Origin of the sequence: Brevibacillus sp. DP1.3A, assembly GCF_013284245.2 — a bacterium.
Taxonomy (GTDB): domain Bacteria; phylum Bacillota; class Bacilli; order Brevibacillales; family Brevibacillaceae; genus Brevibacillus.
The window spans coordinates 2,304,258-2,319,916 of sequence record NZ_CP085876.1; the positions used below are offsets into that span (position 1 = coordinate 2,304,258).

Here is a 15,659-nt window from a genome sequence, read left to right on the forward strand (position 1 = left end):
ACTTGTAGAAAAAGAAAAGAAGGAGTGGACGAGGATGCAACTTATGGCAGATTTGCATACACATACAAAAGCGTCAGACGGTACCTGCGAGCCTGCGGAAAACGTACGTTTGGCGAAGGAGGCGGGACTTGCTGCACTGGCAATCACGGATCACGACACGGTAGCAGGGATTCCAGAAGCAATGGAGGCTGCCCGCGCACTCGACGTGGAAATCATTCCGGGAGTCGAAGTGAGCTCCGTAGGGAAGGGGCAGGATATTCACGTTCTTGGCTATTTTGTCCCGTATGAAGACCCAGCTTTTGAAGAGCGTCTCTTCCGTTTGCGAGAGACAAGGCATGAGCGTAACCAACTATTAATAGCACGGCTACAGGAGCTCGGTATCGACATTTCATTGGAAAAGGTATACCGCCGCAAGCAGGGCACGGACAAAAACATCGGGCGACCACATATTGCTGAAGAACTGATAGAGCTGGGGGTCGTTTCTACGATTGAGGAAGCCTTCGATAAGTACTTGGGCAAAGGGGGAGCGGCTTATGTCAATCCTCCACGCATTACCCCGCAGGAAGCAATCACGCTGATCAAAGAGGCTGGCGGAGTGGCGGTGCTGGCTCATCCGGGTCTGTATGACGATGATGAGCTGGTCCAGGAGTTGATTATATTCGGATTGGACGGGATTGAAGTCAATCACCCGGATAACGATGAGGTCCAAAAAATGCGCTACAGCAAGTGGGCAGCACAACACGGGCTTGTTGTAACGGGCGGTTCTGATTTCCATGGCTGGCGTGGAGAGGAGCCGTTTCATGCGATGCTTGGCTCTCATACCGCAGCGATGGATGCTGTTGAACAGCTACGTGCGATTGCGGCGAAGCGGAAGGTATAATTCATTCATCCATACGTAACGGAAACGACCCTCTTCGCTTTTATGGGAAGAGGGTTTTTGGTGAGCTTAAAACAATGCGAGCAGAAAGGATATTCCTAACCACAAGCATAGAGGGCTGAACAATGCTGTATCTTGACGGGCAAACTTCGTATTTTTTACTTTTTTAAAAAAGCCAATGTAGTTGAAGTCTCCTACAGCGCGCAGGACAAATACAGCTGCACAGATCATGCATCCCCATTGAATCAAAGAAGGGGCTATTACGGGCGAGAGATAACCGCTCTGGGCGAGCAAAATGTAACCGGCAAAAGCCAATAAGCAGGCAACGACGATCGTTCCGCCTTTCCCAGGGGAAAAAGTTCGGCGTGAATGATCGGCTGTTGTGGGGATGACGGAATCGGTCCCCCATTTTCCTCCGAAGGCCCAATAAAAATGCAGCAAGGACACGATAACTAAGAAGATAGCAGATGAGATAGGGAAAACATGCGTCATGGGAATACCTCCTATTGATTCATAAGGTTTTTGCGGAAGATACGTATCCGTATGTTTTGGGTGAAAAAATTCCTGCGCAAGACAATCTGTCAGGCAGGAAGGGGTAATCAAATCCAAGTCATAAAATGATGCAAGGGTGCGGACATATCAAAAGGCGCTTCCAGCTCTCTGCGCACGAGCCAACCAATATAGAGGAGGTACGCGAGCTGAGCACGTGTCTTTGCATCAGTGGGAGCCAGCCCTTTTTTCTCATACAAAGAGGCAACGAAGCCGATCCTGCGCTTCTCGATTTCCACGAGACGTTTGGAAAGGGCAGGATGTTGCTTCGCCCAGTTGTAGATAGCGGCTTCGATTTTTCGCTCGCTGCTAAAAACGCTCAACAACAGCTGTTCCAACGACATGTTGTCCGAGTGTGGCGCTCGAATGATCCGCTCGGTCGCATGCTCCTCCCAATAATCGACCATGGAGTCCAGTAACGCTTGACGATCTGAAAAGTGATGATAAAAGCTCCCTTTGCTGATCTTCAGTTTTCTGGCGAGAGGTTCCACACGGACAGTGTCAATACCTGCTTCAGCCAACATATCGAGCCCTGCCCGAATCCAATCTTCACGTACGTATTGCATGGTTCACCTCAAAAGATACGGTATCGTATGTTTCTAGTTCCATGTTATTCCACGGTGTGTGATGTGTCAAGAAGCATTGATTTTTGTATTGAGAAAGTAGCAGAGGGCTACGGTGATGACTCTTTTGAACGAGTGATTAGGCAATCCGGAAACCGCAGGTGATTTCATACCTTTATCGGGTACCAATGAAAAACAACCTCTCTTCGCATGATGATCATAGCGAAAACGAGGTTGTTTTCCGACTAGGGGATTGAGTTGCACGCAGCTTCAGTTATTCGCGAAAGGATTTTACCATCGCAATATGCTCGATACCCGCATCGTCGAATAAGTCGCCAAAAGGTTCATAGCCGAGCTTTTCATAAAACCGTTGGGCGTGCGTCTGTGCGTTCAGCTTCAAGCTGTCATACTCGTGCTGTTTGGCTAGCTCTTCCATAGCGAGCATGATTTGGCGGCCTAGCCCGGTACCGCGTTCTGTTTTAGCAACCGCCACCCGTTCAATTTTTCCCACGCCAGGTGCGTAGGTACGGATACGGCTCGCGCCCACTGGCTTTCCATCGCGGTAGGCCACAAAATGAATCGTCCCACCATCCAGTGTGTCATGCTCATCTATTTCCAACTCTTCCGGTACTTCCTGTTCCTCGATGAAAACGACTCGGCGTACAGACAGGGCATCCGCCAATTCTTGTTCAGTGGTGACTTTTTGGATCTGGTAGGTTTGCAGGTTCATCGGTATTCGTCCTTTGTTAGAAAATATCCCTCCCTACGATGGATACGCAAGGAGGGTTGGTGATTGAGGAAAGGGTGTTTATTTTTTGAGAAGGAAAGTCTGGTAAACGCTCCAGATGCCATCCTCGAGCTGATAAATCAAGTGGAAGCGATCGATCTCGCTGTTCAGGTCAATTTTTGCCATGCTCAGTTGGCCGGTTACATCTCGCAGCTCATCGTCGGACAGGTCGCGCCCGATGGTCAGATGCGGTACGTATGCGTAGGTTTCTTTTTCATTCACACACTGATTAGCAATCTTTTGATGCAGCTCGTTAAATGGTTCTTTGTTTTGCACAGCCAAATAGATCACGTTGGTGGTAGGGTGGAAAGAAGATACTCGATGGAAATGAGCCGAAAAGCTGTCGGTAGAGGAGGCAACCTGCTCCAGATGGCTCACCAGCTCAGACAACTTGGCTTCGTCCAGCTCAAAGGCTTCCTTCAAACGGATATACGGAGGAACCAAAGCATAGCCCGGGTCATAACGTTTCCGGTAAGAGTTGGCTACTTCTTGCACCTTGCTAGATGGGAATATTACGATACTGTACATCATCAGAACCACTCCTCCTTACTATCTATCGTGCTCTACAAGAACTTATTTTAACAGAAAATTCTTCATTTGTGTAATGTTAAGCGTGGGTCCGTATATTCCTTGCGCCAAAGGAAAGACTGTGTAGTGCAAGGAGGTGCCGCACTGCATGTATACGGCTATGATGATCACATTCATTTTTCTCGTTCTGCTTCTACTGTCTGTGCTGACCTTCACCATCTTGACTGCGATACGAAAAGGAGAATTCGAAGAGGCACTCGTATCGACTATCAAGGATGAAGGTCCACAAGAAGAACAGCCACGGTAAGTTTACCCGTAAAGCGTCTTGAGCATACGCGGTAGATTGCGCTGCCAGTAGCCCCACGTATGGTCACCCTCAAACGTTTCATAAACGAGGGTGACTTTTTTCGTGCCCAAAATCTCGCGCAGTTCTTCATTCGCCGCTAGAAGATTCAAAGTGCCACGCCCCGTGCTTACTGCCGTTTCCTTTGTCCCAATTTCCAAATAAATGGTCTGCGGTACGGAAAAGTCAGCGTCAGCTACCAGACGATTTAGCTTTGCGTCCATGGCAATCGACTGGCAGGCAACTTGTCCAAACGTATGTGGATAGTTAAGAGCAGTGAACAGAGAGACAACCCCGCCCAAAGATTCGCCAAGAAGTGTTCGTGCGTTCCCTAAAGGATGTGTGGAGTAATGCGTATCGACATAGCTCACGACTTCTTCGGCGAGGAAGCGTCGGTAGGCCATGTGCTCTTTGCCATCCGGATGATAACGGTCATGCCGTTTGCTTTTCTCGACAGGGAGAAAGACAGCGATGATATCAGGCAGTTCTTTGTCCTGGTTCAATTGATCCAACAAAGTAGCCATCCTGCCCATTGCCAAGTAATCTTCTCCATCCTGTACGTAGAGGACGGGATACGAGTAGAGTGGCGAGTAGCGTTGGGGTGTGTAGACAACCAGCTTTTCCGGCGTCCCCAAATGCCGGCTTTTCAAGACGATTTCCTCAAGGGCCACTGCGGTGTCCTCCTTATTGGGATATTCTGTTCATTATTATACAGGAGGGAGCGTGCATGCCCAAGAGTTTGGGTGCAGGGTCAGGCAGTGGGCGAAAGATTGTCGCAATTTGGTCAGCGTGTGATACTATGGTAGGAAACGACTTCACTCGATTTGTGGAAGGGGTTGTCTCTTATATGAAGAAGCAAGTACACAGCATCGAAGTCAGAAACGCTGCTCTCGCACGTTTGGCAGAACGCGGAGTGACGTTGGATGATATCGCAGAGATCGTCTATCTCATGCAGTCGCCCTACCATCCAGATCTCACGATGGCACAGTGCATTGAGAGCGTGAAAGCGGTCTTGGAAAAAAGGGAAATGCAGCACGCCATCCTGGTTGGCGTTGAGTTGGATACGTTAGCAGAGAAGGGCCTCTTGTCCGAGCCGCTCCAATCCATCATCGCGTCAGATGAAGGACTATTCGGATGCGACGAAACATTGGCACTAGGCTCCGTGTTTGGATATGGAAGTATCGCTGTGACCACTTTTGGACATTTGGATAAGCACAAGGTCGGAGTGATTAAAAGGCTGGATACCAAGTCGGCAGAGGGACGCGTTCACACATTTTTGGACGACCTCGTGGCGAGTGTGGCAGCCAATGCATCTAGCCGCATGGCCCATCGGATGAGAGATGAGCAGGAGGCAGAATTGGCACGAAGTGAGGCGTTGAAGCAACAGGAAGCCGAGCTGCGTGTCGAGGAGAAAGGGAAAGGGACGGAGCAGGCGGGGTAGGTTAGGTTTGGGATGAGGGAGTTTGTTTCGATCGTTACCTAATTATCTTGTTTGTTTTAAACTCTATTGAATAGTTTTCAGCTTAGCAGGAGCCAATTCTTCACCGGTGTAGCTCATATGCTTGATGCGTCATGTATGATGTGATGCCATCATGTAGGTAATCCCCATGTTTTGTAGGGGATGTGGGCAGCAGCGGTGGGGAATGGCTTTTTACAAGGAAAAAACAAGCCTGATTTCACTGGGTTTTTTAGTGTTCTTTTGGTACGAGTGAAAATTTTTACAAGAAATTATTCATTTCCTCTTGAAATTCATTTTACGATACTGTATAGTAATAAATGTGATCGACGTCCGATACGATTCGGGCCCTTAGCTCAGTTGGTCAGAGCGGTCGGCTCATAACCGATTGGTCGTAGGTTCGAGTCCTACAGGGCCCACCATTAAACGATCACACACATATCCCATGATCCGGTAGCTCAGTTGGGAGAGCACCATCTTGACAGGGTGGGGGTCGCTGGTTCGAACCCAGTCCGGATCACCATAGTATGAACGTTAGAACCCTTGAGGAATCAAGGGTTTTTCTTATTTTACAATAGTTTCTAAAATGATGAGATGGCTTGATAAAACGGTTTTGGGGACAAATTGGGGCGGGGCATTCTAGGTTTCTTCTTTTATATTTCCCTGTTCTTTTCTTTGCGGGAAAACTTATCGCTTTCCTGCTGTTCGTTTCTTGACCTTTTTCGTAACGTGAACGTGTATATCGGCAGAAGTGGATGACCTTATATCAGCAGTGGCAATAAGTAAAATCGATCGTATGACCTAAATTGTGAGTACAGAGTCAAAGCCCCTTGGCTATTCACCAGGGGGCTTGTCCACACTTCAGTGTTTACACAAAACTTTTGACAGAGCCGAAATGCACTTCCGACTACCACTTAAGAATCCCACTGATTCCCAAGGTTTCGCTTGCCCCTAGGGGTGGGAGTCTCAAATACTCAACTGTTACTTTAGTACAATTTCCTTTTTCCATACCAATTTTTGATTTGCTTCGTTTTTAAAAGTGAGCGTTAGGACACCCTTCTGACCCTTCATCTTTTGAGCATCATAATTAAAACTGTGTATCTGCAAGGAGCCACCGATCGTAAAATTAGGTTCTGTACTCTCAGAAAAATCGTTTTCCGCCGCTTGTTCAACTGTATTCACAATTGTTTTCTCATTTGATTTCCATTCCATCTTCTCAAGTGTGTAACCTTTTTGGAATTTGTCTACGTAAAAAGTAAACGCATCTTTATTCATTGGATTGTAGCATCTTGATCGACTTTCACGCCGATCATCTTGTCGTTAATGGCATACACAGAGTACTGCTCTTTCGTATTTTCTTGTGTATTTTTTGGTGCAATCCAAGCCTCACCTGTTCCAACCATTACCCCGGTATATTCCACAAAAAGCTCATTCACTTTTTGGTTTAAAAAAGCATCCTTGACGTTTTTGGTTAAAATTTGATCATATTTTTGGATAAATTCTTGCTTGGTTTTAATTATTATATCTATGTCTTCACCGTTCTTTTCGCTACTTACAGTCAACGGGAATTCGAAACGATTCGCCACACTATTTTTGTCTCCAGCTTTTATCTCTTTTTGCAGACTAGTAAAATATGACTCAAATGCCTTCGCATCATCAATGCCAGCGACAAAGTATGGATTCTTTTGTTCTACAGTTGGACTTGGATTTTTTACCGCAGCCGCTACAGACATTTCCTTTTGCAACCCCGGTAAAAAACCTACTGATAATACTGTTGCAACGATTATTGCATTTGTGACTTTTTTCATTTCAAACTCCTCCTAGATTTAGCATTAAAATAGATGTAAAAGTGTTGAACAGTGAGTCATCTTGCAAGAAATATCCTCGTTTAGAAATTAGTAACGTTGTTAATGCTAATCAAAAAATTAACCATTTTTTGGGCAAACGCTCATCTTCTTACCTTTCCTGGGAGGGAGGTTTATTTACGTTTGTTTTGGTTGATGGCAGTGACGATAGATTCACCCAGTCCCAGCAATGCGATAATCAGCATGCCGAAACCAATCATAAGCGTCAAAGCATCTCTAACCTCCACAGGCATCACTTCCCTTCCGAGAGGATAGCCGAACGTCCTTTCAAGAATATTCGATTGAGCAGGATTAGCATACCATTTATTTCCAATTGCAGGATGTACTTTTCTGCGCCCAAGCGATTCTCCTCCTTTATTTCGTGTGTATGATGAGTAAATGCAGAAAGGATTGTCCAATACTCGAATTTTTATTCGAAGACAAGTTTAATCTTCTGAATCCTTGCCCATCCTGAGGTATTCGTGTTTGGATTAAGAAAGAAAAGATCGAAGTTAGGAAAGCGGCTAGATAAGAGAGGATTTACCCAACAGTGGCTAAGCAAAGAATCGGGGGTAAACAATACTACTGTTTCGCGTCTAGCATCAGATAATGAATATCTAGCGACTATGAAAACTGCTCAACGAATACTGAATGCACTTAGAAGGGTAGACAAAAATGCGAAACAGGATGATTTCTGGACCATGTAGGATAGTGGGGACGAATGGGGACAAAACTAACTTGAATCGTCAAAGATTCACTCAGATGCGAACGGATACGAACAGGAAAAACACTTGATTTTCAAGGGTTTTACAGATCAATTAGGATTAAAAACGATGACCCGGTCTCTTTGACAGGGGGGGGTGCTGGTTCGAACCGAGTCCGGATCACCATTTAACGAACTGAAACCCTTGGGAATCAAGGGTTTTTTATGTCCTCGTCCATCCACCCTGACAACATAATCCCTCTAAGCTGTCACTGGAGTCCTTGGCGCACTTCGGACAGCAAGCCCAGACACTAAAGCAAGCGATGCGGCACATTACGCAGCCGATGCATTGCGTGATGCAGCAGGAATCCAAAAAAATTGCGAAGCCCTCCCTTCGGAATATTCCTGGGAGGGCTTTTCTTATGTATTACGATTGTTCGTAACACAAATTATTGCTGCTAAGTAAAGAATTGATGCAACTATAGCTCTTAAAAAGAATCCTGATCCGTGTCATTGTTATAAATTGAAACAGAAGCAACTACCACAATGTGACCAATGACGTAGACAAGAATACCGTACAAAATTTTTAAAGCATAGAAGACCATCCTAATTTTAGTAGTCAAAGCTATCGTAATCTGGAGAAGCCATTTCAATATCTGCAGCATAAGATACGTTCATGTTAACTGAAGGAGTAGAACTTCCAGAGAAGCCAATTTCAATACCACTCGCATGAATTTGAACATGTCCATATTCTCCAACAACATTTGCTGAGCCATCATCATCATTTTTATAAACTTTTGCGGTCAGTACAATTTCGTAGTCGTTTTTCATTGAGTCAATATCTACATCATAGGCAATTCCTTTTTCTGGGTCAACATCATTTAGGGCAACGTCATCACGATCTGAGCCAAATTGTCTCATGATATAGCAGTCATCTTCGTATTACGTGAAATCATCTGACCAAGCTAGTGCAATTGCATCAGTAAATTCATAAAATGGGTTTGTCAGCCATTCACCAGTGGCTATAAATTTAAAATTATCTTTGCCACGCTTTTCATTAATTCTTTTAGCAACAACACTCATTTTAAAATCGTCTTTGTCTAATGTTCGTAGCTTAACCTCTCTGGTATCCTCTTCATCAAGGTTTCTATAAACCCCCTGAATACTAACAATTTCGCCCTCCTCTTTACTTAATTCATAGATAGCAGCATCTGATAAACTATCAATTTGATCTTGAGTTATATGCTCAGCGAAATCCAATTTCTCTAGAGCTAAAATGCGTTCTACAGTTGATAATGGCGTGAAATTATCTTTAAAGAATCAGCTGAAAAAGTGATTGTTGTCCTTGGTGCGCTATGGGCGGCAAGTGCCGATTCAAAAGTAAGGAATGCAGTCCATTATGCAGCAGTTGCATTGCGCGACGCTGTTGGTATCCCTATATAATAGTGAAGCCCTCCTTCGGATCTGTGTCCGGGGGAGGGCTTTTTTAGTCTCAATCCCCTGAGCAATATGCATTAAAAGGATCGTGCAAGTATCGATTCATATTTTTCATAAAATGGTTCGAGCTGTCTTGACGTACACAGTAGACAATTCGAATAAAGAATTATGTTGTATGCATAGTTGTGTCTGCTGCGTTAATTGTTAGATACGAGAAGTGTGTGCATAAACTTCAATAAAAAAACACCCATTAATCGGGTGTTGAACAGACAAATACAATTAATTACATTAAAAAATAGTTAAGTCTTGATATTTTCCTAAATCAAATAGATCTTTTAGTAAACAATCCTCAACTTTTACTAGACCGATATCATCAAGGTTCTTTATCTGTAGATAGTCTTCTTGATTGAATGTGGTGAAGTTCCAACATCCATTAGTTCGAGTAATGGAGTATCTTGATGCTTTATATTCAAACTCTATTTCACGTCCAATTTTCAAATCGGTCATTAAAGATTCATATGTATAGTCCATACTTCCCCCTATATTCACGGCTTGATTTTTCTTAGTTTAATATCTTATTCAAAAAAAGTCGATGGGCGTTCATAATGCCCCATCGACTTTTTAAGTTTACTAGCTTGTTTGGATTAGTACCATTCTCCTCTAGATGGAGGTCCAACTGGTGGCCAAAACCAATCGTGTCTGTGTGGAACGTTTGGATGGGTTTTTGGATTGCCATGGTTTGTGTAATCTATATCCATTTCAGCTTTTCCGTCCCCATCATAATACCGACGCTGATAGAGTTCACCATCTTTAATCCAGTCTATTGAAGAATAAGCATCTTGGTCTTTTGACGGAGGGCTCTTAGTAGTTGTGGAATGATTAGCTGTTTCATCGCCGTCTTCCTTAGCTTTCTTATATGCATCTTTTGGCTTCGGTTTTGGCTTTGGTTTCTTTCTAAGTGGTTCTGCCTCTCCCGCTATTTTTTCTGGAGTAACGTTATCTTCTGTAACTTCTTTTGTAACACTGTCAGTTTCAATAGCTTCTTGAACTTGAACGGATTCGTTTGATGCCTGGATAGAAGATGTAGTAACGAAGTTTGGCAAAACTAAAGTTGTTGCTAGTAACGCTAATAAAGAAAGCCTTTTGATTTTAAACATGTACACTCCCCTTTTAAAAAAGTGCTAAACAAACCTCTTTTTTGGTATTTACCATTTTAAGGATTATCTTCCACATTTATACATTATTTTTTCGTATTTGTAAATGGTTTTAAAAATTTTTGAATATTACAATTTATTTATACGAATTTAATTATTAATAAAATCGGTATTAAACAAGTATTTTATTACTAAGTTCACTGTTTGCATTTGCTTATGTTGTTCGTATATATACAGAACGAATGTTCGTGAAAGGGTGGTTGATGTGGAGACAATCCAAGTAGTGATTGACGACCAACTACAGGCTGTTCCGGTTTTAACCCTAAAGCATGTCAAAGCATTAAGCAAAATCCACACAGGTGGTAGCCCAGGATACGCGTCTGACATTCTCCGTGGTTTGATAGAGGCTGGATTGGTGGAGGAGACTGCAAATGAGTTTGCTGTTTGAGAATCACTATGAGCAAATGGTAAGTCCACTACCTCCGATCGATCCTGATTCAAAATTAGAAAATTACTTTTGAGAGTACAAATCTAAGGTTTGGGAGTATTAATTTGTAACGGTGTTCTGAGGATTCATTTTGATATATTTGGGGACTCTATGTGATCCGAGACTCTTTTTTCGGTGTATATTAATAGCATAGAAAGTTAATCACCAGCCGCCTACGGGCGGTATTTTTGCATTTTCAGAAAGGACAACTTGTTAATTCGACAAGGGATGAAAGTATGTGAAAAACTAAGGCTTGCTTTCGCGAAACGATTCCCATGAAATTTTAGCTGATCAATTAAAAAATTCCTTTACAAGCAAATAGTCAGAATTGAAAACATATTGCGCTCGAATTATAATTTTACTTAATTTACAATAAAATCCATACAGTGGAGGGATTGGTTAATGAAACGATTCATACCTGTTTTACATGCAGCTCTTGTAACCTCTGTACTATTCGGCTTGCAGGGAGTCAGCTTGGCACAGGAAAAGAATGGTGAAGCTATGGTGGAACAGCAGGAGATCGGGCTCATCGAAATCGGCATGGCCCAAGTGATTTACTTGGAAACGCCCCCAGGCTACTGGTATGCATTAAAGGAGGGAAAGCATGTCTACCTCGATTATGATAAAGGCTCCTTTCAGTATAAATTGGTGGCAGGATTGTCTAGGGGAACGGATTATCTGTATCAATATGACCAGAACGGAGTTTTGCTCAAAACCATCAAAATAATTGTTAAATAAACAGGGTGTTTCCATCCAAAACTTTGACAGCTTTGGGCTGGTGAAGAGAAAATAGGCCGATCACGGTCTATTTTTTATTTTATTGCATGAGCTGTAAGGAACGGGGAGGTTTTCGAGTATCCACTCGTAATAACATTTGTTAAAACCCTTGAGAAATCAAGGGTCATTTTTATTTCCTCAATCATCCACCCTGATTACATAACCCGCAGGGGTTATCGCATGCTAACATTTTTAACAGCTTTGATTCAACAAAAGCATCCTGAACGTCTTTGTTTCATCTTTCTCTCGAAGTTGTCAGCAACTTCTTTAAGCAATTTTGAGACCACATGGCAATATTCATCCATCGTAATTCATGTCACGGGTATGTGGAGTGGGGCAGACTTCGTACCAAGTAAGACGGTTTTTTGAATATACAGGTGCATTTGGAACTTTATACCTATTGCTCGTGACCATTCTATATCCGATACCTCAAAACGTGGGCATTATTTCCTTTTTATATATAGATTGGATATCTGGCATGTCGATCACCATGAGCACCTTCCATCTGTATGAAATCCTTTACAGAGAGGAGGGGACTGAATGCCCAATATTGAAGGTATCAACATCCAACAATCAAGTGCGGAACGCAAGAGCTACGTGGTTGTAGGAGCCATTCTATCATGTAGTAGTGGTAGTAAGCAGAGTAGGCTGAAAATGCCGTTCAGCCATGGTGTGTTCGTAAAAGGGAAGCCGCAAGTGAGCATCATGGATTTCGTCCCCAACATCAATATCATGCCATTTGGAAAATGCAGCAGCTTGAAAAATCCCGCCGTCGCCTCTGCCACCGCCGCCAATAATGGTGTTCACACTCCAATGCCGTGCACACCTCTGACGACAATGCCATGGATGGACGGGAAAGCGGACAAAATGGTCGGTGGCCATCCAGCATTGCTGAACAACTCAACAAATATGTGCTTCCATTGTGGGCTGATAAAGATTGAAGATGACGGGCAGGATTTGGGTGGTGTGACGATAGGAAGTCAGTCGCCAGCAAATAGCGGACCGTCAGCTACCGGTTTTGGGCAAGGACCAGCTTGCGAGAAGCCACAGGAAAAGCCAAACATGTGGGATAACTTTGTCAAAGGAATCTCGAAGTTAGGAGACGTTCCTGCTGCGATGCAAAAAGCGGCAAGTGAGCTGCCAGGGGCTTTGGAGAAAGCTGCAAATGATTTGCCAAAAGGGTTGAAGAAGGCAGCAGAGGATTTGCCAAAGGGTATTGAAGTGTTTGTGAGGGAAGGTCATATCGAGCCAATGCAAGAAGACTTGGATACGTTGCGGGATGAGGATATCAATCTTGAGGATGCACTTGCAATCAGTGGGCTTGTCGTTCATGCACTGACTTTGGGGAGAAGTAAAAACGTTAAGGATTTAGTGAAGGCGTTAAAGAAGGGAAAGAAGAGGACGGGTGATTTTAAGCCGATAAAAGAAGTAGAAATTGTAGATATGAATGGAAGACCAATCGGTGAGTTTGATGAGATAGACATGAAAAATGGCATTTTTTACGAGGATAAAACTGCAAAAGGACTAGACATTCTGAATCCCAAAACTGGGCTACCAGCACAAACACCACAGCAATTTGCCGATAAACAAATATTGACGAAAACTAGGAATAGAATTAACAACCTTCACAAAAGTGCTGTGTCCTCAAGACCAGCAGCTAATGGAAGCCCAGAAGCACCCTCTCTTGAAGAAATTAAAGGCATACGACAGTTTGTTTTCAGGCTGGATGGAGACACACCTGAGCTTAGAGAAGCTGTTGAAAAAAGCCTTGAGCAACTAAGAAAAGAGTTCCCAGAGTATACATTTAATGTTCAATTTGGAGGGAGATAAAAATGTCAATTTGTGCTTTTCTTCAAGAGCCTGAGAATGAATATGAAGAAAAATTTAATATTCCTGTTGCAACTGATTCTTTCTTTGAGGAATGTTGGAAGCCTGCTATTGAAGAACTGAACTTAGAATGGGTTAATGTTTTTTCAGTTGGATTAGATATGGTGAAAGAAGACTTGCCGTTTGTGATGAAGGAACTATCTATGATAAAGGATTGGGCAAAAACAAATTTACCCAACGAAAAACAAGAAAAAATAATTGAAAGAATTGAATTACTTGAGGCTGAACTTCCTAATGCTTTTCGAAGAGAAGGTGCAGTAGTATTTATTGGCTAGGTTTCAATAAGTAATGGTGGGGGCTACCCAGTGCCGAATGAGCCCTTCACCTTACAATCACTACTATAACCTTTAATCTACCTGAGGAAGTTTAGAACGTCTGGAAAGAGTACACTTAACTATGATTTGAAGGTTGAACATATTTGACACATCTAAACACTCTATACTAAGGCTACGCACGATGAATAAGCCGCTCGGGTAAATAACCGGGCGGTTTTTGCTTTGGGTACACGAATTTGGAAGGAGTAAGAGTATTGAGCCAATCGGATGGCTGCATATCCTAATCTTTGACATACCACTTTAGGATTGACACCTTGAATAAGAAGAAGCGTAGCATGAGTATGTCTTATGTCATGGAAACGTATTTTTGGAATGTCTACGCTCTTTATGACTCGTTTGTACGTTCTCTTCAGATTCCAGGGGGATCCCAGCAGCGCTTGAACGCTCTAAAATGTCAAAATTGGTAAAAACAAGCAGGAATCTGTCGTTTTTAGTAGAATATAACCCTCAATAAGTAATTGAGGTGAAAAAGTTAAATGCTGTTTGTCCTATTTTCAACATTAGAATACCTCGCAATTTTTGCTCTTATGACTACGCTGTTTCGGTTTGGTTTTTTGGTGCATATCAACCGGATTCTCTTTGTGAGTTTGGTATTAATGCTTTTCTCGTTTGGGCTACGACAATTTACGCCATATGAAGACTATGCAACCATAGCCCAAGTCGTCATAATCTTTGGGGCATTAATCTTAGTATGGAACGTGAATTGGGGGCATGCTGCCTTAATGACTATTATCACAGCAGGAATATACTTGGGTATTCAGATGATGGAAGTGTTCTTCCTGACCGTTATAGGAATCCTAGAGACAATTGAATCGTTAGGGGATCGAAGCATCAACACAGGGTTCATATTCCAGACAATCTCCGCATTCCTTACCTTTGCATTATGCTATGGACTTCGGAAATGTAGACTGCAATTTACATTTGTCAGAGACGGAGCGCCTTTCTTTATTCACCATAGAATCAACATGGTTATTTTGTCACTGATCATTGTAACAGGTGTATTGATAACGGTCTTGTTTAAATTAGCAAGTACATATGGAATTGCTTCCTTAGTGTGGATTTTCTTTGGGATGGCCATCGGAATCACTATACTGGCATGGCTGGCTATAAAAAGGGATGGGGAATATGATTGAAACTCTCGCTGAAAGAATAGCCATACAACTAAAGTCGATCAATCCGCATGAAACGAAGTCAGTCCCTACAATGAAGTTTGGGTTAATCCTTATCATCAACATGCTGCTCATCATTACGATTAGCCTTACCCTTTCACTCATGATAGGGACATTTCCAGGAACATTAATCACATTGGCCGGATTTTTAGTACTACGCCAATTTTCAGGAGGATTTCACTACTCATCGTCCGTCTACTGCACCATGACAAGTATAGTGGGAGCTGTATTAATCCCTCTAGTTCCCTTTCCTATTGAATTTGTCACCCCGATTATTATCATCACATTAGTCCTAGTAGCACTTTTTGCACCCCAAGAAATGGAAATGCAATCACGACTATTCAAACAAAATCAGACGTTGCTCCTCAAAACCATCTCAATTATCATCGTCAGTTTATTATTTTTCATAGAAAGCGAGACGCTGGTAAAGACCTTCTTTGTGCAAGCGCTGACGCTAATTCCACTGAAAGGAGGTGGAAAAGATGAGAAATAAAGCGATGATGTTCGTAGCGAAACATGTTTCAGCAATTGCTTCATTTGTTGCGGTACTGGCGGTATCTACAGCATCCTTTGGTTTCGTGGGGAAACCTGAGATTCCAGAGGAATTAAAGAAATAAGAAGCAACGAACGGGGAAAAATGGTTGTCCCATTGCAATTCTGTAAATCTTTACTTTATGAACAGAACATCCGTGTATGATTATATTGTACTTATAGACTGCTTCTTTCAAATCATTACCAATAACCTCATTCCCCTTGATGGACA

24 protein-coding genes and 2 tRNA genes are annotated in these 15,659 nt (G+C 43.0%); 13 read left to right on the forward strand and 13 right to left on the reverse strand.

All coding sequences use genetic code 11. The features are described from left to right. The first annotated feature begins 34 nt into the window (after nt 1-34). Nucleotides 35-880, forward strand: coding sequence for a PHP domain-containing protein (locus tag HP399_RS10745; RefSeq protein ID WP_173617082.1), 846 nt, complete (start codon nt 35-37; stop codon nt 878-880). Between the two features lie 66 nt (nt 881-946). On the opposite strand, the gene HP399_RS10750 is transcribed toward HP399_RS10745, so the two are convergent. The 4 genes from HP399_RS10750 to HP399_RS10765 all read right to left on the reverse strand — a co-directional run bounded on the left by HP399_RS10750 (nt 947) and on the right by HP399_RS10765 (nt 3,307). Continuing rightward, nucleotides 947-1,369 (reverse strand): DUF3995 domain-containing protein, encoded by a 423-nt coding sequence (locus tag HP399_RS10750; protein WP_173617083.1) that lies wholly within the window; start codon nt 1,367-1,369, stop codon nt 947-949. 107 nt (nt 1,370-1,476) lie between these two features. After that, entirely contained in the window at nt 1,477-1,992 is a 516-nt protein-coding gene (locus HP399_RS10755) for a TetR/AcrR family transcriptional regulator (RefSeq protein WP_173617084.1), read from the reverse strand. 271 nt (nt 1,993-2,263) lie between these two features. After that, complete coding sequence (locus HP399_RS10760; RefSeq protein WP_173617085.1) at nt 2,264-2,719, reverse strand: GNAT family N-acetyltransferase; 456 nt, start codon at nt 2,717-2,719, stop codon at nt 2,264-2,266. 78 nt (nt 2,720-2,797) lie between these two features. Then, on the reverse strand, nt 2,798-3,307 hold the full coding sequence (locus HP399_RS10765; RefSeq protein WP_173617086.1) for a YjcG family protein: 510 nt from the start codon (nt 3,305-3,307) through the stop codon (nt 2,798-2,800). 145 nt (nt 3,308-3,452) lie between these two features. Here HP399_RS10765 and HP399_RS10770 point away from each other — a divergent pair, with 145 nt between their 5' ends. Further along, nucleotides 3,453-3,611 (forward strand): hypothetical protein, encoded by a 159-nt coding sequence (locus HP399_RS10770; protein WP_017250308.1) that lies wholly within the window; start codon nt 3,453-3,455, stop codon nt 3,609-3,611. A 2-nt stretch (nt 3,612-3,613) separates the two neighbouring features. Here HP399_RS10770 and HP399_RS10775 read toward each other — a convergent pair whose 3' ends face one another. Next, entirely contained in the window at nt 3,614-4,318 is a 705-nt protein-coding gene (locus HP399_RS10775; protein WP_173617087.1) for an alpha/beta hydrolase, read from the reverse strand. 176 nt (nt 4,319-4,494) lie between these two features. Between HP399_RS10775 and HP399_RS10780 the strand changes: the two genes are divergently transcribed. The 3 genes from HP399_RS10780 (at nt 4,495) to HP399_RS10790 (ending at nt 5,626) form a co-directional block, all read left to right on the forward strand. Then, nucleotides 4,495-5,088 carry a phosphatidylglycerophosphatase A family protein gene (locus tag HP399_RS10780; RefSeq protein ID WP_173617498.1) on the forward strand — a complete coding sequence of 198 codons (594 nt, stop codon included), beginning with the start codon at nt 4,495-4,497 and terminating at the stop codon, nt 5,086-5,088. A 360-nt stretch (nt 5,089-5,448) separates the two neighbouring features. Further along, a tRNA-Ile gene (locus HP399_RS10785) sits at nt 5,449-5,525 on the forward strand. Nucleotides 5,526-5,550: 25 nt separating this feature from the next. Further along, nucleotides 5,551-5,626: transfer RNA gene (locus HP399_RS10790), tRNA-Val, on the forward strand. A gap of 458 nt (nt 5,627-6,084) precedes the next feature. Here HP399_RS10790 and HP399_RS10795 read toward each other — a convergent pair. The 3 genes from HP399_RS10795 to HP399_RS10805 all read right to left on the reverse strand — a co-directional run bounded on the left by HP399_RS10795 (nt 6,085) and on the right by HP399_RS10805 (nt 7,201). After that, the gene (locus tag HP399_RS10795; RefSeq protein ID WP_173617088.1) at nt 6,085-6,378 is read right to left on the reverse strand and encodes a hypothetical protein; all 294 of its coding nucleotides are present in this window, start codon (nt 6,376-6,378) and stop codon (nt 6,085-6,087) included. Continuing rightward, nucleotides 6,375-6,911 carry a hypothetical protein gene (locus HP399_RS10800; protein ID WP_173617089.1) on the reverse strand — a complete coding sequence of 179 codons (537 nt, stop codon included), beginning with the start codon at nt 6,909-6,911 and terminating at the stop codon, nt 6,375-6,377. The genes HP399_RS10795 and HP399_RS10800 overlap by 4 nt, the downstream gene beginning before the upstream one ends. Before the next feature lie 170 nt (nt 6,912-7,081). Further along, a complete protein-coding gene (locus tag HP399_RS10805) occupies nt 7,082-7,201 on the reverse strand; it encodes a putative holin-like toxin (protein ID WP_370642698.1) in 120 nt (39 codons plus the stop codon). Between the two features lie 228 nt (nt 7,202-7,429). Between HP399_RS10805 and HP399_RS10810 the strand changes: the two genes are divergently transcribed. Then, complete coding sequence (locus tag HP399_RS10810) at nt 7,430-7,654, forward strand: helix-turn-helix domain-containing protein (RefSeq protein WP_173617090.1); 225 nt, start codon at nt 7,430-7,432, stop codon at nt 7,652-7,654. A gap of 608 nt (nt 7,655-8,262) precedes the next feature. Here the strand turns inward: HP399_RS10810 and HP399_RS10815 are convergent. The 4 genes from HP399_RS10815 to HP399_RS10830 all read right to left on the reverse strand — a co-directional run bounded on the left by HP399_RS10815 (nt 8,263) and on the right by HP399_RS10830 (nt 10,244). After that, a complete protein-coding gene (locus HP399_RS10815) occupies nt 8,263-8,571 on the reverse strand; it encodes a hypothetical protein (protein WP_173617091.1) in 309 nt (102 codons plus the stop codon). Between the two features lie 21 nt (nt 8,572-8,592). Next, on the reverse strand, nt 8,593-8,910 hold the full coding sequence (locus HP399_RS10820) for a hypothetical protein (RefSeq protein ID WP_173617092.1): 318 nt from the start codon (nt 8,908-8,910) through the stop codon (nt 8,593-8,595). Nucleotides 8,911-9,375: 465 nt separating this feature from the next. Continuing rightward, on the reverse strand, nt 9,376-9,618 hold the full coding sequence (locus HP399_RS10825; protein ID WP_173617093.1) for a hypothetical protein: 243 nt from the start codon (nt 9,616-9,618) through the stop codon (nt 9,376-9,378). Between the two features lie 113 nt (nt 9,619-9,731). Then, a complete protein-coding gene (locus HP399_RS10830; protein WP_173617094.1) occupies nt 9,732-10,244 on the reverse strand; it encodes a hypothetical protein in 513 nt (170 codons plus the stop codon). Between the two features lie 262 nt (nt 10,245-10,506). Here HP399_RS10830 and HP399_RS10835 point away from each other — a divergent pair, with 262 nt between their 5' ends. From HP399_RS10835 to HP399_RS10850, 4 genes are all read left to right on the forward strand, one after another. Then, nucleotides 10,507-10,689 carry a hypothetical protein gene (locus HP399_RS10835; RefSeq protein WP_173617095.1) on the forward strand — a complete coding sequence of 61 codons (183 nt, stop codon included), beginning with the start codon at nt 10,507-10,509 and terminating at the stop codon, nt 10,687-10,689. 441 nt (nt 10,690-11,130) lie between these two features. Beyond that, entirely contained in the window at nt 11,131-11,466 is a 336-nt protein-coding gene (locus tag HP399_RS10840; protein ID WP_173617096.1) for a hypothetical protein, read from the forward strand. 579 nt (nt 11,467-12,045) lie between these two features. After that, entirely contained in the window at nt 12,046-13,335 is a 1,290-nt protein-coding gene (locus tag HP399_RS31125) for a DUF4280 domain-containing protein (protein ID WP_370642699.1), read from the forward strand. Nucleotides 13,336-13,337: 2 nt separating this feature from the next. Next, nucleotides 13,338-13,667, forward strand: a complete 330-nt coding sequence (locus HP399_RS10850; protein ID WP_173617097.1) for a hypothetical protein — start codon at nt 13,338-13,340, stop codon at nt 13,665-13,667. Between the two features lie 161 nt (nt 13,668-13,828). On the opposite strand, the gene HP399_RS10855 is transcribed toward HP399_RS10850, so the two are convergent. Next, a complete protein-coding gene (locus tag HP399_RS10855; RefSeq protein WP_173617499.1) occupies nt 13,829-14,101 on the reverse strand; it encodes a tyrosine-type recombinase/integrase in 273 nt (90 codons plus the stop codon). Nucleotides 14,102-14,203: 102 nt separating this feature from the next. Here HP399_RS10855 and HP399_RS10860 point away from each other — a divergent pair, with 102 nt between their 5' ends. Genes HP399_RS10860 through HP399_RS10870 form a run of 3 tightly spaced genes read left to right on the forward strand, consistent with a single transcriptional unit; the run spans nt 14,204 to nt 15,513 of the window. Next, entirely contained in the window at nt 14,204-14,860 is a 657-nt protein-coding gene (locus HP399_RS10860; protein WP_173617098.1) for a hypothetical protein, read from the forward strand. Beyond that, nucleotides 14,853-15,389 (forward strand): accessory gene regulator ArgB-like protein, encoded by a 537-nt coding sequence (locus HP399_RS10865; RefSeq protein ID WP_173617099.1) that lies wholly within the window; start codon nt 14,853-14,855, stop codon nt 15,387-15,389. Before HP399_RS10860 ends, HP399_RS10865 begins: the two co-directional genes overlap by 8 nt. Then, nucleotides 15,379-15,513 (forward strand): cyclic lactone autoinducer peptide, encoded by a 135-nt coding sequence (locus HP399_RS10870; RefSeq protein ID WP_172139938.1) that lies wholly within the window; start codon nt 15,379-15,381, stop codon nt 15,511-15,513. The genes HP399_RS10865 and HP399_RS10870 overlap by 11 nt, the downstream gene beginning before the upstream one ends. Nucleotides 15,514-15,659: the final 146 nt, after the last annotated feature.